The organism is Lysobacter sp. 5GHs7-4 (assembly GCF_021284765.1).
Lineage (GTDB): Bacteria > Pseudomonadota > Gammaproteobacteria > Xanthomonadales > Xanthomonadaceae > Lysobacter.
Genome location: NZ_CP089924.1, coordinates 2548000 through 2571957, shown reverse-complemented (window position 1 = coordinate 2571957; position 23958 = coordinate 2548000). Strand labels below are relative to the sequence as shown.

Here is a 23958-nt window from a genome sequence, read left to right as displayed (position 1 = left end):
TGGCGGTGATCGGTCGTAGCGGGTGTTTCGCGGCGCGGGCGGCGCACCGGCAAGCGGTGGCGCCGCCTTGGCCGTCTGGCGTCAGACCGCGTCCGACAGCGAGGTGAAGGTGAAATCGCGCAGCTTCATCGGCGGAATCATCATCACGAACGAGGACTCGTCGCCGGCCACGCGCACCGGCTTGCCCAGCTCCTCGATGTTGTTGAGCATGATCACCGGCGATTCGTTGAAGCGGAAATTCTTCACCGGATGCTTGATCACGCCGTTCTCGATGTAGAAGGTGCCGTCGCGGGTCAGGCCGGTCAGCAGCACGGTCTGCGGATCGACCAGGCGGATGTACCAGGTGCGCGTGACCAGGATGCCCTTCTGCGTGCCCTTGATCAGCTCGGCGGTGGACTTGTCGCCGCCGGCCATCAGCAGGTTGCCGGGCGTGCCGACCGCGCGCTTGCCCTGCTTCTTGGCCCAGTAGCGCGAGTAGCGCAGCGCGGCGATCTTGCCGTTCTCGACCACCGCCATCTTCTCGCGCGGCAGGCCGTCGCCGTCCCAGGGCATGACCGCGGCGCGCTCGTCCCAGGGATCGGCGACGATGTTCACGCGCGGGTCGTAGACCTGCTCGCCCAGCTTGTTGCCGCCGCCCTTCTTGGACAAGAAGCTGCGGCCCTCGTCGGCCTGGCGCGCGTCGAAGAAGTTCATCATGAAAGAGATCAGGCCCGCGGCCGCGGCCGGCTCCAGGATCACCGTGTACTTGCCCGGCTCCAGCGCCTTGGCCTCGGCCGATTCGGTGGCCTTGCGCATCGCCGTGCGCACGTCGCTGTCGGCCTTGAAATCGTCGGCGCTTTGCAGGTTGCGGCCGACCCAGCCCGAGCCGCGGCCGTCATCGGTGCGCACGGTGCAGGTGTAGTTGAAGTTGGTCGCGCGCTGATAGCCGAAATTGCCCTTGCTGTTGGCGAAGGCGACGAAGCTCTGGCCGTCCTCCAGGAACCCGGCGGCGGTCAGCTTGTCGGCGCGGCACGGCGCGATCGAGTCGGACGCGACCTTGGCCCGGTACTCGGGCGTGATCGCGGCGGTGGCGGCGCTGAAGGTGTCGCTGGCCTTGTAGTTCTGCTTGTCGATCGCCGGCATGAACTCGGGATTTTCCGGCGCCAGGCGGGCCAGGTCCTCGGCGCGGCGCACCACGCGTTCCAGGGCCGCATCGTCGAACTCGTTGATCGTGGCCACGCCGACGCGGTTGCCGAACGCGACCTGCACCGCCAGGTCGGCGTCGTCGACGATGCCGCTGGTGGAGACGTTGTTGAGGGCGAAACGGATGTTGCCCGAGATCGAGCCGGTCAGCGTGGCGGTGCACTCGTCGGCCTTGGACAGCTTGACGACCTTCTCCAGCAGGGCCCGGGCTTCGGCTTCGTTGAACATACTCATGGTGAATTCTCCTGGATCGCTCAGCCGAGCTTGCGGGCGGTGTTGATGACGTTGATGCCGTTGAAGCGCGCCGTGCTGGAGCCGTGCGAGACCGCCGACACCTGGCCCGGCTGGCCCTTGCCGTCGAAGAACGAGCCGCCGAGGCGGTAATCGCTGTCGTCGCAGACCGCGGTGCAGGCGTTCCAGAACTCCGGCGTGCGGATCTGGTAGGCCACGTCCTCGAGCATGCCGGTGATCTTGCCGTTCTTGATCTCGTAGAACAGCTGGCCACCGAACTGGGCGTTGTAGCGCTGCTGGTCGATCGAGAACGAGCCGTCGCCGATGATGTAGATGCCGTTCTCGACGTCCTTGATCATGTCGGCGACGCTGAGCTTGTTCTTGCCCGGCGCCAGCGAAACGTTGGCCATGCGCTGGAATTGCACGCTGGACCAGCTGTCGGCGTAGCAGCAGCCGTCGGACTCGGTCTTGCCGACGATGTGGGCCTGATCGCGGATGGTCTGGTAGTCGACCAGGATGCCGTCCTTGATCAGGTTCCAGCGCTTGGTCTTGACGCCTTCGTCGTCGTAGCCGACCGCGCCCAGGCTGCCGACCTGGGTCTTGTCGGCGAACAGGGTGACGTTGTCGCTGCCGTAGCGGAACTTGTCGTTGCGCTTATCCAGCGTGGCGAAGCTGGTGCCGGCGTAGTTGGCCTCGTAGCCCAGCACGCGGTCCAACTCCAGCGGGTGGCCCACCGATTCGTGGATGGTCAGCCAGGTGTGCGAGGGGTCCAGCACCAGGTCGTACTTGCCGGGCTTGACCGAGGGCGCGGTCAGCTTCTGCCGCGCCTGCTTGGCCGAGGCCACCGCGTCCTCGAGCATGTCGTAGGAATCGCTGTAGTTGACTACGCCGTTGGGCGAGACCACCTTGCCCGAGGCGGCGCCGTCGAGGTACTCGAAGCCCATGCCCATCGGCGAGGACAGGCCGTCGCGGGTGCGGAACTTGCCGCTGGCCTTGTCGATCGCGGTCACCGTCATCGGCGCCCAGATGCGGTGCACGTCCTGGTCGATGTAGGAGCCGTCGGTGGAGGCGAAATACTTCTGCTCGTTGACCAGGAACAGCATCGAGTTGACGAAGTCGGCGCCGGCCTTGATCGCCGCGGCGTTCACGCCCAGCAGCAGATCGACCTTGTCCTTGAGCGGCACTTCCATCGAGTTCTTCTTGATCGGCGTCTTCCACGACACCTCGCCCACGCCCGGCGCCTTGGCCAGCTGCACCGGCGCGGTCTGGCTCTTGGCGTTGGCGCGCGCGATCGCGGCGGCCTGCTTGGCGGCCTGGACCACGCCTTCGTTGGTGAGGCGGTTGGTGGCGGCGAAGCCCCAGGCGCCGTTGACCAGCACGCGCACGCCGATGCCGGTGGATTCGGTGTTGACCACGTTCTGGACCTTGTCCTCGCGCGTGATCACGAACTGGCGCAGGTAGCGGCCGATGCGCACGTCGCAATACGAGGCGCCGGCACCGGTGGCCGCGCCCAGCGCGGCGTCGGCCAAGGCCTTCTTCTTGGCCACGTCCAGCGGCGAGAGCAAGGCCTCGGCGGCGATGAGGTTGCCGTAGGGAACCATGAGGCCGGCCAGGCCCAGGCCCGACATCGTCAGGAAATCGCGTCTGTCCACGTTGATGCTTCCGCCGTTGAGGCCCGCATGCCGACGTCGCCGTCCGCCATCGGGCGTGGATGAGAAGGGTCCGACCGAATGTGCAGAGCCGCTAACCGGCGCGTCAAGTGCCGAGAGGCCCGGGTCATGGGTGACCATGTCGAAAGCTGGGACGCGCATGCGTGCAAGCTTTGCGTAACTTGGCAGTAACACCGGCACCGCGCTCGACCCGGGTCGACGCCGTCGGTACGGCGCATTCGTCACCGCCTCGCCGCGGCCGCGATGACCGCGATGCGCGCCGGACGGCCCACGCGTTAAGCTAGCCAGATGCGATATTTCCGGCACTGCATCGACGGACAGTCCCGCGACCCCGCCAGCGGCCGTTGGCTAGACGTATACGACCCTGCCAATGCGCAGGCGTATGCAAAAGTCGCCGCCGGCGATGCCGCCGATGTCGAGGCCGCCATCGCCGCCGCCCGCCGCGCTTTTCCGGCCTGGGCCGCCCTGCCCCACAGCGAACGCGCACGCTGGCTGGAGAAGTTGGCCGACGCGCTGGAATCGCGCCTGGACGCATTCGCACGCGCCGAGTCCGAAGACGCCGGCAAGCCGATCCGGCTGGCGCGCGAGGCGGAGATCCCGCGCGCGGTGTCCAACCTGCGTTTCTTCGCCCACGCCGCCACCCAGTTCGCCAGCGAATCCCACCACGGCCAGGCCGGGCTCAACTACACCTTGCGCGCGCCGCTGGGCGTGGTCGCGACGATCTCGCCGTGGAACCTGCCGCTGTACCTGTTCACCTGGAAGATCGCGCCCGCGCTGGCCGCCGGCAACGCGGTGGTCGCCAAGCCGTCGGAGATCACGCCGGCCACCGCGACGATGCTGGGCGAGCTGGCGATCGAGATCGGTTTTCCGCCGGGCGTGCTCAACATCGTCCACGGCCTGGGCCCGGACGTGGGCGAGCCGCTGGTGAACCACGACGCGGTGCGCGCGGTGTCGTTCACCGGCAGCACCGTCGTCGGCCAGCGCATCGCCGCGCTGGCCGCGCCCAAACTCAAGAAGGTGTCGCTGGAACTGGGCGGCAAGAACCCGACCCTGGTGTTCGCCGACAGCGACTGGCGCGCGCAGCTCGACACCCTGGTGCGCTCGGCGTTCCAGAACTCGGGGCAGATCTGCTTGTGCGGTTCGCGCCTGCTGGTGGAGCGCCCGATCTACGCCGAGGTGCGTCAGGCCATGGTCGAGCGCGCGCAAGCGCTGCGCGCCGGCGCGCCCGCGGACGAAACCACCACCCTGGGCCCGCTGGTGTCGCAGGCGCATTACGACAAAGTCCTGCGTGCGTTGGCGCGCGCCCGCGAGGAAGGCGGCCAGGTCCTGTGCGGCGGGCAGGCCTTGGACCGCGAAGGCTGGTACGTGGCGCCGACCGTGATCGAAGGCCTGGGCCCGGACAGCGCGAGCAACTGCGAGGAGATCTTCGGCCCGGTCGTGACCCTGCAGCCCTTCGACGACGACAGCCACGCGCTGGCGCTGGCCAACGCCGGCGACTACGGCCTGTCGGCCTCGATCTGGACGCGCGACCTCAACCGCGCCCACCGCCTGGCCGCGCAGTTGCGCGTGGGCATGGTCTGGATCAACACCTGGCTGCAACGCGACCTGCGCACGCCGTTCGGCGGCGTCGGCGCCTCCGGCCTGGGCCGCGAAGGCGGCATCGAAGCCATGCGTTTCTTCACCGAGGCCAAGAACGTCGGCCTGCACCTGGGATGAGTCCTGACATGAAGTCGCCGCTGCCGATCCGCGCCACGCCGCCCGTGTCCTTGAAAGGCGTATTCGCCCTGTTGGCGGCCTGGCTGCTCGCGGCCACCGGCCTCGCGCAGGCGCAAGGTCTGCCGCCGGATCCGATCGACGAGTTCTACCGCCAGTTCAACGCCCAGCCCGACGAGTACCGCCGTTTCCTGCTGGCCTACGGCTACGACAGCGGCGGCGACGAAGCGCTGGCCGCCGAGGTCGGACAGATGCTGGCGACCCAGTACGGCTTCTTCGGACGCCCGAACGACGCCGACCGCAGCATGCCGTTCTGGGAGGAAACGCCGGACGCGTTCGTGCTGCCCAACCGCCAACACGACGTCGCCGTGCCCGCGTCGGACTGGATCGTCGCGCGCGCCGCCGGCCGCCGCGCCGTGATGATCAACGAAGCGCACCACCGCAACGAAACCCGTCGCCTGACCCTGGCCCTGCTGCCGCGCCTGCGCGCATTGGGCTACACCCACCTGGCGCTGGAAACGCTGGATGCGTCCGACACCGGGCTGACGCGGCGCGGCTATCCGCTGTACCAGCGCAGCGGTTACTACAGCGGCGATCCGATCTACGCCGAAATCATCCGCAGCGCGCTGCGCCTGGGCTACGTGCTGGTGCCTTACGACTCCGTCGGCATTCCCGGCCAGACCCAGCAACAGCGCGAAACCCGACAGGCGCAGAATCTGATCGAGCGCGTGTTCCACGCCAACCCGCGCGCCAAGCTGCTGGTGCATGCCGGTTACGCCCACATCGACAAGGCGCCGGGCGGTTTCGGGCCCACCACGCGGCCGATGGCGATGGAGTTCCAGCGCCTGAGCGGCATCGAGCCGCTGAGCGTGGATCAGGCGCTGCTGTCGCCGGCGCCGCCGGGCGAGACGCCATCGGTCGCCGACCGTCTGGCGGCGGAATTCCGCCCGGCCCAGCCCAGCGTGCTGGTGGCGCGCGGCACGCTGCGCGCCTGGGCGCTGTGGCCGCAGCGCCACGACGTCACGATGGCCTTCCCCGACACGCCGGACGCGACCGTCCGACCCGACTGGATGCGCCTGGGCGGACAGCGCTACCCGATCGATCTGTCCGCCGACCTGCAGCCTTGCCTGGCGCGCCTGCCCTGCGCGCTGCAAGCGCGCTACGTGCGGGAAAGCGACGACGCGGTACCGGCCGACCAGACCGTGGTGCTGTCGGCGGCCGAACGTCATCTGCCCCTGTATCTGAAGCCTGGGCGTTACGACCTCACCGTGCGTGACGGTCGCGGCGACGTGGTCGTGCGCCGCCTGCTGAAGGTGTGCACGCCCGCGCAGGCGGCGCAGGCGCGCGCCTGCGCTCGACCCGTTTCCCCCTAGTCCCTTGCCGCGAACCCCTATGAACTCACTCGAAGACCTGCTGGCCCGCAACCGCGAATGGTCGCAACGGATCAGCGCCGAAGACCCGGAGTTTTTCGCCAGGCTGTCGCGTCAGCAGGCGCCGGAGTATCTGTGGATCGGCTGTTCGGATTCGCGCGTGCCGGCCAACCAGATCATCGACCTCGCGCCCGGCGAGGTGTTCGTCCACCGCAATATCGCCAACGTGGTCGTGCACACCGACCTCAACTGCCTGTCGGTGATCCAGTTCGCGGTCGACGTGCTCAAGGTCAAGCACATCCTGGTGGTCGGCCACTACGGCTGCGGCGGCGTGCACGCGGCCCTGCACGGCCACCGCTACGGCCTGGTCGACAACTGGCTGCGCCACGTTACCGATGTCGCCGACAAGCACGTGTCCTGCATCAGCCACGCCCACCAGGACGAGCGCCACGACCGTTTGTGCGAACTCAACGTGATCGAGCAGGTGCAGAACGTCTGCCTGACCACGATCGTGCGCGACGCCTGGTCGCGCGGCCAGCCGCTGACCGTGCACGGCTGGGTCTACAGCCTGCGCAACGGCCGCGTCAACGACCTGGGCATGGACATCGCCGCGCACGAGCAACTGCAATCGGCCTACGACAGCGCGACCGCGCGCGTGCACTCCACCCACGGCGGCTCGCCGCGATGAGCGACAGCATCCGCGCCGATGCCGCGCCGCGTCCGGTCGGGCTGTACCCGCACGCGCGCCGGGTCGGCGAACTGCTGTTCCTGTCCGGCATCGGCCCGCGCGATCCGGCCAGCAACGGCATCCCCGGCAACGTCCACGACGCCGACGGCGGCCTGCTGGCCTACGACATCGTCCTGCAATGCCACGCCGTGTTCGCCAACGTGCGCACCGTGCTGGAAGCCAGCGGCGCGTCCTGGGACGACCTGGTCGACGTGACCGTCTACCTCACCGACATGGCGCGCGACTTCGCCGCCTACAACGCGGTGTGGGCCGAGTATTTTCCCGACATCGACCGCGCGCCCTGCCGCACCACCCTGGGCATCACCGCGCTGCCGACGCCGATCGCGATCGAACTCAAATGCGTCGCGCGCCTGCCGCGCGACGGGGAGTAAGCCATGCTGCCCGGACCGATCAACCTGCAGGCCTGGATCGAGGAGCACCGCCACCTGCTCAAGCCGCCGGTGGGCAACAAGGTGATCTACGCCGGCGACTTCATCGTGATGGTGGTCGGCGGCCCCAACCAGCGCACCGACTATCACTGGGACGAGGGCGCGGAGTGGTTCTACCAGCTCGAGGGCGAGATGGTGCTGCGCATCCAGGAGTCCATGCCTGATGGAAGCAGCGCGGTGCGCGATATTCCGATCCGCGCCGGCGAAACCTTCCTGCTGCCGCCGTGCGTGCCGCATTCGCCGCAGCGCATGCCCGATTCGATCGGGCTGGTGATCGAGCGCCGCCGCCGTGCGGACGAGGACGACGGCCTGATGTGGTTCTGCGAACGCTGCAACCACAAGCTGTACGAAGAGTACTTCCACCTGCGCAATATCGAGACCGACTTCCCGCCGGTGTTCGACCGCTTCTACGCCTCGCGCGAACACCGCAGCTGCAAACAGTGCGGGCACCTCAATCCGGCGCCCGCGCGCTACACCATGCCCGACACCTGACGCGCAGCGCCCCATGCCTGCGCTACCCACCGCGCTGCTGCTCCTGTCCGCCGCGCTGGCCTCGGGCGCCGCGTCCGCCGCTGCGCCGACGCCCGCGGCAGCGCCGACCGTGGTGCTGGCCGGGCGGCTGATCGCCGAGCCCGGCGAGCCCAGCCTGGGCCCGCACACCCTGGTGATACGCGAGCAACGGCTGCTGCGGATCGAACCGGGTCTGAATCCAGCCATCGAGCCCGGCGCGCGCGTGCTCGACCTGTCCCAGGCCACCGTGCTGCCGGGCCTGATCGACCTGCACATGCATCTGTCGACCAAGGCCGACGTGGACGAGGACACTTACGGCTCGCCGGCGCGGCTGGCGCTGGCCACCGCGTCCTACGCGCGCCGGCTGCTGCGCGCCGGCGTCACCACCGTGCGCGATACCAGCGACAACACCGGCGTGACCTACGCCGTGCGCGACGCGATCGACAGCGGCCTGATCGAAGGGCCGCGCATCCTCGCCAGCGGCCGCACCATCTCGCGCACCGGCGGACACGGCGCCAAGCGCGCCCCGTCCTGGCATATCCCCTACTCGCCCGCGGCCTGCGACGGCCCGGAATCGTGCCGGCGCGCGGTGCGCCAGAACATCGAGGACGGCGCCGACTGGATCAAACTGACCGTGTCCGGCTCGGGACGCGAAGCCGGCGGACGCCCGCAGGCCGAGCCGGCCATGTTCGAGGACGAAGTGGTCAACGCGGTGGCCGCCGCGCGCCAGGCCGACCGCCCGGTCGCGGCGCACGCCCACAGCACCGCCGCGATCAATCTGGCGCTGCGCGCGGGCGTGCGCACCATCGAACACGGCAGCTACTTCGACGACGAATCGGTGGCGCTGTTCAAGCGCAAGCGCGCCTACCTGGTCCCCACCGTCTTCATCGCCCACCATGTCGCGTCCCGGCTGGACCTGTTCGCGGGCGGACGCGACGGCCGTTCCGCCGACGAGCTGCGCGCCTGGGCCGATGCGGCCAAGACCGTGCCCGGACGCGCCTGGCGCGCCGGCGTGCCGTTGGCGCTGGGCACCGACGGCGGCCCCAGCTTCGAGCCGACCGCGACCGCGCTGGAGGTCGGCTACTACGTCGAATCCGGCGTGCCGCTGCCGCAGGCGGTGCGCGCCGCGACCGTCGGCAACGCCGACGCGCTGGGCCTGGGCGACGAGCTCGGCCGGCTGCGCGTGGGCCACCGGGCCGACCTGATCGCGGTCGACGGCGACCCCCAGCGCGACGTCTCGCAGCTGCTGCGCATGCGCATGGTCATGCAGGGCGGGCGCCTGGTCTGCCTGGGCGACTGCGACCAGGCCGCGCCGGGATCGCCAGCAGCGGAGCCGGCCAAGTAGACTCGGCGCATGCTCAAGATCGACACCCACGCCCATTACCTGCCGCGCGACTGGCCCGACCTGGCGCGCAAGTTCGGCGACGAGCGCTTCCCGGTGATCCATCACACCGACGACGGCCGCCACCGCATCTACAAGGACGGCAAGTTTTTCCGCGAAATCTGGTCCAAGACCTGGGATCCGCAGGAGCGCATCGACGACTACGCGCGCTTCGGCGTGCAGGTGCAGGTGATCAGCACGGTACCGGTGATGTTCAGCTACTGGGCCAAGCCGCATCACGCGCTGGAACTGCATCAGGCGCTCAACGACCACATGGCGCAGACCTGCCGCGCCCACCCGCGCCACTACGCCGGCATCGGCACCGTGCCGCTGCAGTCGCCGCGGCTGGCGGTGCAGGAGCTGGAACGCTGCATGGACCAGCTGGGCCTGCAAGGCGTGCAGATCGGCAGCCACGTCAACGACTGGAACCTGGACGCGCCGGAACTGTTCGAGTTCTTCCAGGCCGCCAGCGACCTGGGCGCGGCGATCCTGGTCCACCCCTGGGACATGATGGGCACGGCCAGCATGCCCAAGTACTGGCTGCCGTGGCTGGTCGGCATGCCGGCCGAACAATCGCGCGCGGCCTGCTGCCTGGTGTTCGGCGGCGTGCTGGAACGCCTGCCCAAGCTGAAGATCTGCATGGCCCACGGCGGCGGCAGCTTCCCCTACACCATCGGCCGCATCGAGCACGGTTTCAACATGCGCCCGGACCTGGTGGCCACCGACAACCCGCGCAATCCGCGCGAGTACCTGGGACGCATGTATTTCGACTCCTGGGTGGCCGACCCGCGCGCACTGCAATACTTGCTCGACACCTGCGGCGTGTCGCGGGTGATGCTGGGCACCGACTACCCGTTCCCGCTGGGCGAACAGGAACCCGGCGCCGGCATCGCCTCGCTGTCGCTGGCGCCGGCCGACCAGGCGCGCCTGTACCACGGCACCGCGCTGGAATGGCTGGGCCTGCCGCTGTCGCGCTTCACCTGATCGCGGCCATGTCGTCCCCTCACTGCTTCGTGCAGCACCGCCTGCGCCTGCACGCTTACGAACGCGAAACCGCGCCGAATCCATGACCGATCCGTACTCCGAACACCACGCCCTCGCCCTGGATGCCGCCGATCCGCTGCCGAGCCTGCGCGGCGAATTCCTGCTGCCGCGTCACGGCGGCCGCGAACAAGCGTATTTCTGCGGAAATTCGCTGGGTCTGCAGCCGCGCGGCGCGCGCGCGCACGTCGAGGAGGTGCTGAGCAAGTGGGAGCACGAAGCCGTCGAAGGCCATTTCACCGGCCAGGCGCAGTGGATGTCGTATCACGAGCTGGTGCGCGAACCGCTGGCGCGCCTGGTCGGTGCGCGGCCGGCGGAGGTGGTGGCGATGAACTCGCTGACCGCCAACCTGCACCTGATGATGGTCAGCTTCTACCGGCCTACGCGCGAGCGCCCGGCGATCCTGATCGAGGCCGGCGCGTTCCCGTCCGACCGCCACGCCGTGGCCTCGCAGATCCAGTTCCACGGCTTCGACCCGGCCACCGATCTGATCGAACTCGAACCCGACCTGCCGGGCGGCACCTATTCCACCGAAGCGATAGCGCGCGCGATCGCCGAGCACGGACCGCGTCTGGCGCTGGTGCTGTGGCCGGGCATCCAGTACCGCAGCGGCCAGGCCTTCGACCCGGCCACGATCGCGCGCCTGGCGCATGCGCAGGGCGCGGTCTGCGGCTTCGACCTGGCGCACGCGGTCGGCAACCGCGAGTTGGCGCTGCACGACAGCGGCGTGGATTTCGCGGTGTGGTGCCATTACAAGTACCTGAATTCCGGTCCCGGCGCGGTCGCCGGTTGCTTCGTGCACGAACGCCACGCCCACAGCGAGCGCCCGCGTTTCGCCGGCTGGTGGGGCCATGAGGCGGCCACCCGCTTCCGCATGGGGCCGCAGTTCGTGCCCACGCCCGGCGCCGACGGCTGGCAGCTGAGCAACCCGCCCATCCTCGGCCTGGCGCCGCTGCGCGCCTCGTTGGACCTGTTCGACCGCGTCGGCATGCCGGCCTTGCGCGCCAAGTCGCTGCGCCTGACCGGCTACCTGGAAGCGCTGATCCGCGAGCGCCTTTCCGACACACTGCAGATCGCCACCCCGTCCGACCCAGCCCAGCGCGGCTGCCAGCTGTCGCTGCGCGTGATCGGCGGCCGCGGCCTACATGGCCGCGACGCCGGCCGCGCGCTGTTCGAGTACCTCGCCGATCAGGGCGTGCTGGGCGACTGGCGCGAACCGGACGTGATCCGGATCTCGCCGGCGCCGTTGTACAACACGCATGCGGAGGTGTGGCGGTTTGTGGAGGTGGTGGAGAGTTGGCGCGGAAAGTGAGCCTATGAACCGAAGCCGATGGCCACTACGCTGCTCTCGCTGCCGTTGTTCCAGCGAACGAGGGTTCCGTTTGATCTCGGCGTTTCCGGGTAACTGGAGGACTGCGTAACTCCAAGACCGTCATTCCCGCGAACGCGGGAATCCAGCGACTTTGCTCCCAAGCAGGATGAACAAATCACCCGCCGTCTACATCATGGCCAGCGAACGCAACGGCACCCTGTACATCGGGGTCACCGGAGACCTGATTCGGCGCGCATGGGAACACCGTGAACATGCCGCCGAGGGTTTTACCAAGACCTACGGCGTCGATCAGTTGGTATGGTTCGAGCTTCATGACGTGTTCGAGAGTGCGATCAGGCGCGAGAAGCAGCTCAAGAAGTGGAAACGCGAGTGGAAAATCGACCTGATCGAGAAAGAGAACCCCTATTGGCACGACCGCTGGCCGGGGCTGGTCGGCGGGGACTGAAAGTCGCTGGATTCCCGCGTTCGCGGGAATGACGGCATAGACAACCGGAAACCGCACCCGTCTGCGAAGCGCAACCCAGGAAACGTTCCTTGAACACACCCGCAAGCGACAAGCATCTCACCATCATCGGCGCAGGCCTCGCCGGCGCCCTGCTGGCCACCCTGCTCGCGCGGCGCGGCTGGGACGTGGACGTGTACGAGAAGCGCGGCGATCCGCGCCTGAAGGGGTACCAGGGCGGGCGCTCGATCAACCTGGCCCTGGCCGAACGCGGCCTGCACGCGCTGCGCCTGGCCGGCGCGGACGCGGCGGTGATGGCGCAGGCGGTGATGATGCGCGGGCGCATGGTGCACTTCCTCGACGGCCGTACCGACCTGCAGCGTTACGGTCGCGACGACAGCGAGGTGATCTGGTCGGTGCACCGCGGCGAGCTCAACCTGATCCTGCTGCAGATCGCGCAGGACGCGGGCGCGCGGCTGCATTTCCACCGCGGCCTGCAGTCGGTGGATTTCGACGCGCGCATCGCACGCTTCCTCGACGAGCGCGACGGCAGCGTGCACGAAACCGGCTTCGGCAGCCTGGTCGGCGCCGACGGCGCCGGTTCGGCGCTGCGCGCGGCGATGAACCGCGCATCCGACCTGGGCGAGCGCACCGAGTTCCTCGGCCACTCGTACAAGGAATTGGAAATTCCGCCCGCGCCCGACGGCGGCTTCAGCATCGAGCCCAATGCGCTGCACATCTGGCCGCGCGGGCGCTACATGTGCATCGCCCTGCCCAACGACGAGCGCACCTTCACGGTCACCCTGTTCCTGCCCAACGAGGGCGAACCCAGTTTCGCCAGCGTCCGCGACGGCGCGCAGGCGCGTGCGCTGTTCGAACGCGACTTCGCCGACGCGCTGCCGCTGATCCCGAACCTGGAGCAGGATTTCGAACGCAACCCGGCCGGCCTGCTCGCCACGCTCTACCTGGACCGCTGGCACCTGGACGAGCGCGCGGTGCTGCTGGGCGACGCCGCCCACGCGATGGTGCCGTTCCACGGCCAGGGCATGAACTGCGCGTTCGAGGACTGCGTGGCGCTGGCCCAGCATCTGGAGGACGGCCAGGACCGCGCCGCCGCGTTCGCCGCCTTCCAGGCCCAGCGCCTGCCCGATGCGCGCGCGATCCAGGCCATGGCGCTGGAGAACTACCTGGAGATGCGCGACCGCGTCGACGACGACGACTACCTGCTGCAGCGCGCCCTCGAGCGCCGTCTGGCCGAGCGCCACCCGGACCGGTTCATGCCGCGCTACGCCATGGTCACGTTCCACCGCATGCCCTACGCGGTGGCGTTCGAGCGCGGCAACCTGCAGCGCGAGCTGCTGGTGGAACTGACCCGCGGCCACGACAGCCTGGACACGCTGGACTGGGACGCCGTCGACGCCGCGGTGCGCGAGCGTCTGTCGCCCCTGCCCGCGGACGACTGAGCGCATGCCCGCCAGCTTCCTGTTCTACGATCTGGAAACCTACGGCGCCGACCCGCGCACGACGCGCATCGCCCAGTTCGCGGCGATACGCACCGACGCCGAGCTCAACGAGGTCGAGGAACCGATCAGCCTGTTCGTCAAGCCCGCCGACGACCTGCTGCCCTCGCCCGCCGCGACCCTGATCACCGGCATCGCGCCGCAGGACGCTTGGCGCGACGGCGTGAGCGAGGCCGAGGCCTTCGCCCTGATCTACGACGAGATGGCGCGCCCGGAGACCTGCAGCCTGGGCTACAACTCGCTGCGCTTCGACGACGAGTTCGTGCGCTACGGCCTGTTCCGCAATTTCTACGATGCCTACGAGCGCGAATGGCGCGGCGGCAACTCGCGCTGGGACCTGCTTGACGTGCTGCGGCTGGCGCACGCGCTGCGCCCCGACGGCCTGGTCTGGCCGCAGCGCGAGGACGGGATGACCTCGTTCAAGCTCGAACACCTGGCCCTGGCCAACGGCGTGCGCGAGGGCGACGCGCACGAGGCGCTGTCGGACGTACGCGCCCTGATCGGGCTGGCGCGCAAGCTCAAGGCCGCGCAGCCGCGCCTGTGGGACTACGCCCTGCGCCTGCGCGACAAGCGTTACGCCGCCAGCATGCTCGACGTGGTTGGGATGACGCCGGTGCTGCACGTCTCGCAGCGTTTCCCGGCCAGCCGGTTGTGCGCGGCGGCGGTGCTGCCGATCGCGCGCCATCCGCGCATCGACAGCCGCGTGATCGTGTTCGACCTAGACCAGGAACCCGACGCGCTGCTGAGCCTGGACGCCGACGCCATCGCCGATCGCCTGTACACGCCGCTGGCCGATCTGCCCGAGGGCGAGTCGCGGGTGGCGCTGAAGGAAGTGCAGACCAACCGCTGCCCGGCCCTGATCGCCTGGGACCATCTGCGCGAGCCGGACTTCCAGCGCCTGAAGATCGATCCAGCCACGATCGAGCGCCGCGCCGCGGTGCTGCGCGCGGTCGGCCCGGCCCTGGCCGACAAGGTCCGCCGCGTGTTCGGCGCCGAGCGCGAACGCGCGCCCGCGGACGTGGACGCCTCGCTCTACGACGGTTTCATCGGCGATGGCGACAAGCGCCTGTTCGCGCAGGTGCGCACCACGCCGCCGGCCGAACTGGGCACGGCCGCGTTCGGCTTCCGCGACGCACGCCTGCCGGAACTGCTGTTCCGCTACCGCGCCCGCAACTGGCCCGAGACCCTGTCGGCGGCCGAACACGAGCGCTGGAACGATTACCGGCGCCGCCGCCTGTACCAGGACGCCGGCCTGGGCGAGTACGACTACACGCGCTTCCACGCCGAACTGGCCGCGCTGCGCCTGACCCACGCCAGCGACGGCGCACGCCTGGCCCTGCTCGACCGCCTGGAGGCGTGGGGGCGCGATATCGACGGCCAGCTGCAGACGTGAGCGCTGCGTAGTGAAAAGTGAGCGAAGGCAGGGGTGCTAGTCTTGCCCACTCGCTCCTCACCCCTCTCCACTCACTCCTTGCCCCAGCCCCCATGGCCCGCTATTTTTCCGACGCCAGTTTCAAGTTCCTGCGCGGCCTGGCGCGCCACAACGAGCGCGAGTGGTTCCAGGCCCACAAGTCCGAGTACGACGAGCAGGTGCGGGCGCCGTTCCAGCGCCTGCTCACCGACCTGCAACCGGTACTGGCGGGCGTGAGCGAGCATTACCGCGCCGAGCCCAAGACCGTCGGCGGTTCGCTGTTCCGGATCCAGCGCGACACGCGCTTCGCCAACGACAAGACCCCGTACAAGACCTGGCAAGGCGCGCGCCTGTTCCACGAGCGCGGGCGGCAAGTCGAGGCGCCGTCGTTCTACATCCACCTGCAGCCCGGCAACTGCTTCATCGCCTCCGGCCTGTGGCACCCGGAATCGGACACGCTGCGGCGCATCCGCCATTTCATTCTCGACAACCCGGGCAGCTGGAAGGCGGCCGCGCACGAGCCCAAGTTCCGTCGCCGCTTCGACCTGGACGAGGACGAAATGCTGGTGCGGATGCCGCGCGGCTTCCCCGACGATTTCGAGTTCGCGCAGGATCTGCGCCGCAAGAACTTCGTCGCCCTGCGCGCGATCGACGACGAGACCATGACCGGCCCGCGCCTGCTGAAGGCGCTGGAAACCGACCTCACCGGCCTGGCGCCGTTCACCGATTACCTGTGCGCCGCGCTGGACCTGGAGTTCTGAGCGGCGCCTTGGGTAGGCGCTGCGCCCACGCCGTTCGCCGCTTCGTTTAGAGGGTCGGAGCTGCGCAAGCTGCGACGGCGAATCCGCACTCACCGCACCACGGCCTCCCCCTTTGAAAAAGGGGGATTGAGGGGGATTTGCTCTTGGTTACGATCGAGCGCCGCCAGCCGGGCCAAGGCGACTTGACGATTCGAGTCGCAGCTCACGCCGTCTCCCAGACCGTACCGTGACTTCGCGATGGCCGTAGATGCTCGGTCGCAGCTTACGTAGCTCCTACATTGCGTATCCCGGCTTGCGACGTGGCGGCAGGTGCTCGGTCGCGGCTCACGCCGCTCCTAGTGCAAAGCCGACAGGCCGGTGTTCAAGCAAGCCCCGGGCCCCGGCGTTAAGCTGAAGGCCCGTCGCGCGGAAGTCCCGGCATGAAGAAGTGGATCGCCCTGCTCGTCCTGGCGCTGGCGCTGCTGCTCGGCTACGTCGCGGCCGGCCCCTACCTGACCGTCAATGCGATCCGCAAAGCCGTGCAGGAGCAAGACACTGCGGCGCTGAACAAGCACGTCGACTTCCCGGCGCTGCGCCTGAGCCTGAAGGCGCAGGTGCAGGACTACCTGGTGCGTGAGGCCGGCGTCGAGATGCAGGCCAACCCCTTCGGCGCCCTCGCCCTGCGCCTGGCCGGCGGACTGGCCGGCGGCGCGGTCGATGCGCTGGCCACACCGGTCGGCATCGGCGCGGTGCTGGAAGGCCGCAATTTCTACAACCGCCTCGGCGGCGGCGGTCGCGGCCAGGACGTGTATGCGCCCAACGTGCCGGCCGATCCGCTCAAGGACGCCAAGTACGGTTACGAATCGCCCTCGCGCTTCACCGCCACGGTCGCCAACGCCGACGGCGAGCCGGTGGTGTTCGTGCTCACGCGTTCGGGCTTGAGCTGGAAGCTCAGCGACATCCGCCTGCCCTTGGGCCAGCCCCAGACCGCGGCGCCCTGAGGCGCGCGCGCCGACCGCTCAGCGGTTGGCGACGCCGTGCGGCACGTGGCCGGCGGCGACGTGATCGCGCGCCGAGACGATGTTGTGCTCGGAATCGTCGAAGAAGATGTCGGCGCCGAAGGCTTCCAGGAACGGGCCCTTGGCGCGGCCGCCCAGGAACAGCGCCTCGTCCAGGCGGATGCCCCAGTCGCGCAGCGTGCGGATCACCCGCTCGTGCGCCGGCACCGAGCGCGCGGTGACCAGCGCGGTGCGGATCGGCGCGTCCGGCCCGATCGGGAACGCCGCCTGCAAACGGTGCAGCGCGTCCAGGAAGCCGCGGAACGGGCCGCCCGACAGCGGCTCGCCGGCGTGCTCGCGCTCGTGCTTGGCGAACGCGGCCAGACCGCCCTCGCGCGACACGCGCTCGCCTTCGTCGTCGAAGATCACCGCGTCGCCGTCGAAGGCGATGCGTAGTTGGTCGTGGCGCTGCTGCGGCGCCTTCGCCGGCAACAGCGTGGCGGCGGCGACGCCGGCGCTGAGCGCGTTGCGCACGTCCTCGGCGTTGGCCGACAGGAACAGATCGGCGCCGAACGGCTTGATGTAGGGGAACGGCGGTGCGCCGTTGCTGAAGGCGGCGCGCTTGATCGACAGCCCGTGGTGGGCGATCGAGTTGAAGATGCGCAGGCCGCTGTCGGCGGAATTGCGCGAGATCAGGATCACCTCCACCCGCGGCGCTTCCGACGGCGCGCCCTCGTTGAGCGCGAGCAGCTTGCGCACCAGCGGGAAGGCGATGCCCGGCGCCAGCAGATCGTCCTCGTGCTGGCGCTGGAAGCTGGCGTACGCGTCCAGGCCCTCGCGCTCGAACAGCTGGTGGCTCTCCTCCATGTCGAACAGGGTTCGCGAGGAGATCGCTACGATCAGGGGGTCGGCGTCGCGGTCGGGCATGCGGCTATTGTGCCTCGTGCGGGGTCTCAACGCTTGCGACGCGTGACGGGTACCGCTGGTGATTTCTGTGGCAGCGGCGTAAGCCGCAATTCCCTCATGGGCAGGTCTCGGCCCGTGGGCAAGTCTCACCGCGCGTGGAGCCATCGCGGCTTACGCCGCTCCCACAGAGGGCACGGCGCCTGCGCCGCTATGGCCCGCCTCAACCGCTGGTGAACTGCTCGATCAGCATGCGCTCTTCGAGATTGTGCTCGGGGTCGAACAACAGGGTCACCGTGCGGTCCAGCGACTCGCGGATCATCACCTCGACCACGTCGCGCACCTCGTGCGAGTCGGCCGTCGCGCTGACCGGACGCTTGTAGGGATCCAGCACACGAAAACGCACCTCGGTGTCCGCCTTGAGCAAGGCGCCACGCCAACGACGCGGGCGGAACGCGGCGATCGGCGTCAACGCGATCACGCTGGAACCCAGCGGCAGGATCGGGCCGTGGGCGGAGAAGTTGTAGGCGGTGCTGCCGGCCGGCGTCGCCACCAGCACGCCGTCGCAGATCAGTTCGTCCAGCCGGGTCTGGCCGTTGAGGTCGATGCGCAGGTGCGCGGCCTGGCGGGTCTGGCGCAGCAGCGAGACTTCGTTGTAGGCCAGCGAGCCCACGGTCGCGCCGGACTCGGTCAGCGCCACCATCTCCAGCGGACGCAGCACCGCCGGTTCGGCCGCGGCCAGACGTTCGAGCAAACCGTCGCCTAGCTGGTTCATCAGGAAACCGACCGTGCCCAGCTTCATGCCGTACACGGGTTTGCCGAGGCTGCCGTAGCGATGCAGGGTCTGCAGCATGAAACCGTCGCCGCCCAGCGCAACCAGGGTGTCGGCCTCGGCCGGTTCGTGCTGGCCGTGCAGCGCGATCAGGTCGGCGAGCGCGCGCTGCGCGTCGTCGATGGGACTGGCGAGGAAGGCGATGCGGGGCGTGGATGTCATCGGCGGATCCTGGCGGATGGCGACCGCAGCATAACCCGAGCCCAGACAAATGCCGATGACGGCGGTTCCGCAGAACGAATGCTTTGGGGTAGGAGCGGCGTAAGCCGCGACCCGCGTGCTAGCCGAAGCTACGCGGTCGCGGCTTACGCCGCTCCTACCCCAAAGCAGGCATCAAACCGAGATCGTCCCTCTCCCGCCACCGGGAGAGGGACGCGGAACTCAACCGCGCGACGCCAGCTGCGACAGACGCTGCACCGCCACCGAGGCGGTCGGGTAATCCAGGGTCTTCTGCGCGGCCAGTTCGTTGAGCATGGCCAGGGTGAAACGCAGCGAGACGTCGTCGCGTTCCAGCCACTGCTTGACCTTGGCCTCGGCGCTGGCGCCCGGCATGGCCAGGACCTGGCCGACCAGGATGCGCTGCTGCGTGCCCAGCTCCTCGCGCAACACGCCGCGCGCGACCGCATGCCAGCGGCCGTCCACGGTGAGCGCGTCGATCTGCTGCTGCAGCCACGGCAGGCGCAGCGCCTCGCCGAGACGGAAGTGGACCTTGGCCACGTCCGCCGGCTTGAGCTTGCGCTCGCGCGCCACTTCGATCACGTCGCAGCTGGGCTCCAGGTACGGCAGCGCCGCGAGCTGGTCGGCCAGCGCCACCGGCACGCCCTTGGCCTTCCAGTCGGCGAAGCTGGCCTCGTAGGCCGGACGCTCGCCGTCGCCGAGGATGCCCTTGCCGGCGCGGATGTCCTTGAAGCCGTCGTGGTAGCGCGCGACCGCGGTGGCGATGTCCGGGATCGCACCCGGACGCGACAACAGCCAGCGCGTGAACGAACGCTGCAGGTTCCAGATCACCTGCAGGGCGTCGATCTGGGTAGCCTCGGCGACCTTGCCGTCGAGCGCGTCGATTTGCGCCCACAGCTCGCGCGCGTCCAGCGTTTCGCGGGTGATGGTGAAGGCCTTGGCGACCTCGCCCGGGGTGCGGCCACTGTCTTCCTGCATGCGCAGCAGGAAGGTCGCGCCCATGCGGTTGATGGTGGAGTTGGTGACCGCGGTGGCGATGATCTCGCGCTTCAGGCGGTGGTTCTCCATCGCCTTGGCGTACTTCTTCTGCAGCGGCTCGGGGAAGTAGCGCACCAGTTCCTTGGACAGGTACGGATCTTCCGGCACGTCCGAATCCAGCAACTGCTGGAACGCCACCAGCTTGGAGTACGACAGCAGCACCGACAGTTCCGGACGGGTCAGGCCCTGGCCGCGCGCCTTGCGCTCGGCGATCTCGGCATCGCTGGGCAGGAACTCGATCTGGCGGTCGAGCAGGCCCTGCGATTCCAGCGTGCGGATGAAGTGCTGCTTGGAGCCCAGGCGCGACAGGCTCATGCGCTCCATCAGGCTGATCGCCTGGTTCTGGCGGTAGTTGTCGTTGAGCACCAGCCCGGCGACCTCGTCGGTCATCGAGGCCAGCAGCTTGTTGCGCTCGGGCAGGGTCAGCTTCTTGGTCTGGACCTGGCCGTTGAGCAGGATCTTGATGTTGACCTCGTGGTCCGAGGTGTCCACGCCGGCCGAGTTGTCGATGAAGTCGGTGTTGAGCAGCACGCCGTGCAGCGCCGCCTCGATGCGGCCCAGCTGGGTCAGGCCCAGGTTGCCGCCCTCGCCCACCATCTTGCAGCGCAGCTCGTTGCCGTTCACGCGCAGGGCGTTGTTGGCGCGGTCGCCGACGTCGCCGTTGCTCTCGCTGCTGGCCTTGACGTAGGTGCCGATGCCGCCGTTCCACAGCAGGTCCACCGGTGCCTTGAGGATCGCGCTCATCAGCTCGGTCGGGCTCATCGCGCTCACGCCGGCATCGATGCCCAGCGCGGCCTTGATTTCCGGCGACAGCGGGATCGACTTGGCCGAACGCGGGTACACGCCGCCGCCCTTGCTGATCAGCTTCTTGTCGTAGTCGTCCCAGCTCGAACGCGGCAGCTTGAACATGCGGTCGCGTTCCTTGAAGGTGCGCGCCGCGTCCGGGTTCGGGTCGAGGAAGATGTGGCGGTGGTCGAACGCGGCCAGCAGGCGGATGTGCTCGCTCAGCAGCATGCCGTTGCCGAACACGTCGCCGGACATGTCGCCGATGCCGACGGTGGTGAAATCCTGGGTCTGGCTGTCGCGGCCGAGGCTGCGGAAGTGGCGCTTGACCGACTCCCAGGCGCCCTTGGCGGTGATGCCCATGCCCTTGTGGTCGTAACCGACCGAACCGCCCGAAGCGAAGGCGTCGTCGAGCCAGAAGCCGTGCTCGGCGGCGATGCCGTTGGCGATGTCGGAGAACGTGGCCGTGCCCTTGTCGGCGGCGACGACCAGGTAGGGATCGTCGTTGTCGTGGCGGACCACGTCGCGCGGCGGCACGATCTTGCCGTCGACGATGTTGTCGGTGATGTCGAGCAGGCCGTTGATGAACATCTTGTAGCAGGCGATGCCTTCGGCCAGCACGGCGTCGCGGTCGCCGCCGACCGGCGGACGCTTGGCGAAGAAGCCGCCCTTGGAGCCGACCGGCACGATCACCGTGTTCTTGACCATCTGCGCCTTGACCAGGCCCAGCACCTCGGTGCGGAAGTCCTCGCGGCGGTCCGACCAGCGCAGGCCGCCGCGCGCGACCGGGCCGAAGCGCAGGTGCACGCCTTCCACGCGCGGGCCGTAGACGAAGATCTCGCGGTACGGACGCGGCTTGGGCAGGTCCGGCACCTGCGCCGAATCGAACTTGTAGCTGACGTAGCCGCGCTCGCCGCCGTTAGCCGCGCGCTGGTAGTAGCTGGTGCGCAGGGTGGCGTCGATCACGCCGATGAAGCTGCGCAGGATGCGGTCCTCGTCCAGGCTGGACACGCGGTCCAACAGGCCCTTGAGGGTGGACCGGGTGATGTCGACCTGCTGCTCGCGCTTGCCGTTGCGCGCGTCGATCACCGGCTGCAACGCCGCCAGCACCGCCGCGTCGCCGCCGGCCAGGGCCTGCAGCTGCTGGGTCAGACGCTCGATGCCGGCCTTGATCTCGGCCTTGCTTTCCTTGCCGGTGCACGGATCGAAGCGGGCCTCGAACAGCTCCACCAGCAGTCGCGCCAGCAAGGGATAGCGGAAGAAGGTTTCCTCGACGTAGCTCTGCGAGAACGGCACGCCGACCTGCAGCAGGTACTTGCAGTACGCGCGCAGCATCGCGACCTGGCGCCAGGACAGGTTGGCGGCCAGGATCAGGCGGTTGAAGCCGTCGTTCTCGGCGTTGCCGCGCCAGATCTGGCCGAACGCGTCCTCGAAGGTCTCGTCCAGGCGCGACACGTCGACGTCGGCGCCGACGGTCTCGACCTCGAAGTCCTGGATGTACAGCGGCGTGTCGCCGGCGGTCAGGCGGTAGGGGTGCTCGGAGATCACCCGCAGACCCATGTTCTCCATCATCGGCAGCGCGTCCGACAGCGGAATGTCGTCGTGCTGGCGGTAGAACTTGAAGCGCAGGCCGCCCTCGCCCGTGCCGACGCGGCGCAGGTTGAGGCGCAGGTCGTCCGGACCGCTGAGCGCGGCCAGGTGCTCGATGTCGTCGGCGGCGGCCGCGGCCGACACTTCGTCGACGTAGCCGGTCGGCAGCGCGCGGCCGTACTGATTGGCCAGGGCCAGACCGCGCTCCTCGCCGTGGCGCGCGACCAGAGCCTCGCGCAGTTCGTCGCGGCGGTCGCGCACGATCTGCGCCAGTTCGGCCTCGATCGCGGCGTTGTCGATCTGGATCGCCTCGCCCGACTTCGGACGCACGATCAGGTGCAGCTGGGCCAGCGGCGATTCGCCGATGAGCACCGTGGTATCGACCTGCTCGCCGTGCAGCATGCGCTTGAGCATGGCCTCGATGCGCAGGCGCACATCGGTGTTGAAGCGGTCGCGCGGGATGTAGACCAGGCCGGAGAAGAAGCGGCCGTAGCGGTCGCGGCGCAGGAACAGCTTGCTGCGCACGCGCTCCTGCAGGCCGAGGATGCCCGTGGAGGTGCGCAGCAGTTCCTCGCCACCGGACTGGAACAGCTCGTCGCGCGGCAGGGTTTCCAGGATGTGGCGCAGCGCCTTGCCGCTATGGCTGTCGGACGACAGGCCGGACTGCTCCATCACGTAGGCGTGGCGCTGGCGCACCAGCGGGATGTCCCAGGGGCGGCGGTTGTAGGCGCTGGAGGTGTACAGGCCGATGAAGCGCTCCTCGCGCACCGGCTTGCCGGCGGCGTCGAAGCTGAGCACGCCGATGTAGTCCATGTAGCCGGGACGGTGCACGGTGGAGCGCGCATTGGTCTTGGTCAGGATCAAGGCATCGACCGAACCCGACTGCGGCATGTAGTGCGCGGCCAGCGAGGTCAGCGGGCGCGGCTTGCCGGCGTCGTGGCCGCGCAGCAGGCCCAGGCCGCTGTCGGGCACCGCGCACAGCACTTCCTGGCCGTTCTTCTTGGTCACCTCGTACTCGCGGTAACCCAGGAAGGTGAAATGGTTGTCGGCGGCCCAGCGCAGGAACTCCTGCGCCTCCTGGCGGCCCTCGTCGCCGACCGGCAGCGTGCGCCCGCCCAGGGCCTGCGCGACCTCGCCCATCTTGTCGCGCATCTGCGCCCAGTCGCGCACGATCGCGCGCACGTCCTCGAGCACGGCTTCCAGCGCCTTCTGCACGCGCGGCATGGCCTCGGCGGACTGGCGGTCGATCTCCAGGTGCATCAGCGATTCGGCCACGCCTTCGCCGACGGCGACGATCTTGCCGGCCTTGTCGCGACGGAAGGTCACCACCGGATGGCCCAGCACGTGCACGCCGATGCCCTGCTCGGCCAGGGTCATGGTGACCGAGTCGACCAGGAACGGCATGTCGTCGTTGGCGATCTGCAGCACGGTGTGCGCCGACTCCCAACCGTGGGTCTTCAGGGTCGGATTGAACAGGCGCACCAGCGCCTTGCCGGTCTTGCGCGCGCGCGCGAACTCGAGGAAGTCGCTGGCCAGCGCCGCCCAGCCGTCGGGGCTGTGCTGCGGCAGCTCGTCGCCGCTCATGCGGCGGTAGAAGGCCTGGGCGAAGGCCTCGGCCTCGGCGTGGCGCGCCTTGGGCAGGCGCTTGCGCATCGCGGCGGTGATCGGTTCCAGCGACACCGCTTCGCTCTTGGGCGCGGGCGGCTGGCTGGCGGCGCGCTTGGCGACCGGCTTGCTGTCGGCCGCCTTGGCGGTGGCGGATTTCGGGGCGGCCTTGGCGGTCGGTTTCGCGGCTTTGGGTTTGCTGCTCATGGGAACTTGGAGGTCCGATGGAATGAGGCCCACGCTCGCGCGTGGGCCGTGAAGAGAATCAGTGCGACGGCGTGACGATGCGATGCACGGCGACGCGTCCGCGGG

The 23958-nt window shown here is 69.1% G+C and carries 18 protein-coding genes; 13 read left to right on the top strand and 5 right to left on the bottom strand.

Annotated features, from left to right (window positions below; translation table 11 throughout):
• Window positions 1-81: 81 nt before the first annotated feature.
• Window positions 82-1416, bottom strand: coding sequence for a TldD/PmbA family protein (locus tag LVB77_RS11640; RefSeq protein ID WP_232906279.1), 1335 nt, complete (start codon window positions 1414-1416; stop codon window positions 82-84).
• 20 nt (window positions 1417-1436) lie between these two features.
• Window positions 1437-3065 carry a TldD/PmbA family protein gene (locus tag LVB77_RS11635; RefSeq protein ID WP_232906278.1) on the bottom strand — a complete coding sequence of 543 codons (1629 nt, stop codon included), beginning with the start codon at window positions 3063-3065 and terminating at the stop codon, window positions 1437-1439.
• 306 nt (window positions 3066-3371) lie between these two features.
• Between LVB77_RS11635 and LVB77_RS11630 the strand changes: the two genes are divergently transcribed.
• From LVB77_RS11630 to LVB77_RS11570, 13 genes are all read left to right on the top strand, one after another.
• Window positions 3372-4799 carry an aldehyde dehydrogenase gene (locus tag LVB77_RS11630; RefSeq protein WP_232906277.1) on the top strand — a complete coding sequence of 476 codons (1428 nt, stop codon included), beginning with the start codon at window positions 3372-3374 and terminating at the stop codon, window positions 4797-4799.
• An 8-nt stretch (window positions 4800-4807) separates the two neighbouring features.
• Window positions 4808-6169 carry a hypothetical protein gene (locus LVB77_RS11625; protein ID WP_232906276.1) on the top strand — a complete coding sequence of 454 codons (1362 nt, stop codon included), beginning with the start codon at window positions 4808-4810 and terminating at the stop codon, window positions 6167-6169.
• Between the two features lie 19 nt (window positions 6170-6188).
• On the top strand, window positions 6189-6854 hold the full coding sequence (gene can / locus LVB77_RS11620) for a carbonate dehydratase (protein WP_232906275.1): 666 nt from the start codon (window positions 6189-6191) through the stop codon (window positions 6852-6854).
• Window positions 6851-7285, top strand: coding sequence for a RidA family protein (locus tag LVB77_RS11615; protein ID WP_232906274.1), 435 nt, complete (start codon window positions 6851-6853; stop codon window positions 7283-7285). Before can ends, LVB77_RS11615 begins: the two co-directional genes overlap by 4 nt.
• Before the next feature lie 3 nt (window positions 7286-7288).
• A complete protein-coding gene (locus LVB77_RS11610) occupies window positions 7289-7834 on the top strand; it encodes a 3-hydroxyanthranilate 3,4-dioxygenase (RefSeq protein WP_232906273.1) in 546 nt (181 codons plus the stop codon).
• Window positions 7835-7847: 13 nt separating this feature from the next.
• Window positions 7848-9197, top strand: coding sequence for an amidohydrolase family protein (locus LVB77_RS11605; protein ID WP_232906272.1), 1350 nt, complete (start codon window positions 7848-7850; stop codon window positions 9195-9197).
• Between the two features lie 9 nt (window positions 9198-9206).
• Window positions 9207-10217 carry an amidohydrolase family protein gene (locus LVB77_RS11600; protein WP_232906271.1) on the top strand — a complete coding sequence of 337 codons (1011 nt, stop codon included), beginning with the start codon at window positions 9207-9209 and terminating at the stop codon, window positions 10215-10217.
• An 82-nt stretch (window positions 10218-10299) separates the two neighbouring features.
• On the top strand, window positions 10300-11586 hold the full coding sequence (gene kynU / locus LVB77_RS11595; RefSeq protein WP_232906270.1) for a kynureninase: 1287 nt from the start codon (window positions 10300-10302) through the stop codon (window positions 11584-11586).
• A 166-nt stretch (window positions 11587-11752) separates the two neighbouring features.
• The gene (locus LVB77_RS11590) at window positions 11753-12052 is read left to right on the top strand and encodes a GIY-YIG nuclease family protein (protein WP_232906269.1); all 300 of its coding nucleotides are present in this window, start codon (window positions 11753-11755) and stop codon (window positions 12050-12052) included.
• Window positions 12053-12141: 89 nt separating this feature from the next.
• Window positions 12142-13512 (top strand): NAD(P)/FAD-dependent oxidoreductase, encoded by a 1371-nt coding sequence (locus LVB77_RS11585; protein WP_232906268.1) that lies wholly within the window; start codon window positions 12142-12144, stop codon window positions 13510-13512.
• Between the two features lie 4 nt (window positions 13513-13516).
• Window positions 13517-14962, top strand: coding sequence for an exodeoxyribonuclease I (sbcB, locus tag LVB77_RS11580; RefSeq protein ID WP_232906267.1), 1446 nt, complete (start codon window positions 13517-13519; stop codon window positions 14960-14962).
• 92 nt (window positions 14963-15054) lie between these two features.
• Window positions 15055-15741 (top strand): DUF2461 domain-containing protein, encoded by a 687-nt coding sequence (locus tag LVB77_RS11575; protein WP_232906266.1) that lies wholly within the window; start codon window positions 15055-15057, stop codon window positions 15739-15741.
• Between the two features lie 419 nt (window positions 15742-16160).
• On the top strand, window positions 16161-16721 hold the full coding sequence (locus LVB77_RS11570; protein WP_232906265.1) for a DUF2939 domain-containing protein: 561 nt from the start codon (window positions 16161-16163) through the stop codon (window positions 16719-16721).
• Between the two features lie 18 nt (window positions 16722-16739).
• On the opposite strand, the gene LVB77_RS11565 is transcribed toward LVB77_RS11570, so the two are convergent.
• The 3 genes from LVB77_RS11565 to LVB77_RS11555 form a co-directional block, all read right to left on the bottom strand.
• Complete coding sequence (locus LVB77_RS11565) at window positions 16740-17645, bottom strand: 5'-nucleotidase (protein ID WP_232906264.1); 906 nt, start codon at window positions 17643-17645, stop codon at window positions 16740-16742.
• Between the two features lie 199 nt (window positions 17646-17844).
• Complete coding sequence (locus LVB77_RS11560; RefSeq protein WP_232906263.1) at window positions 17845-18615, bottom strand: NAD kinase; 771 nt, start codon at window positions 18613-18615, stop codon at window positions 17845-17847.
• Between the two features lie 219 nt (window positions 18616-18834).
• Entirely contained in the window at window positions 18835-23853 is a 5019-nt protein-coding gene (locus LVB77_RS11555; protein ID WP_232906262.1) for an NAD-glutamate dehydrogenase domain-containing protein, read from the bottom strand.
• Between the last annotated feature and the right edge of the window lie 105 nt (window positions 23854-23958).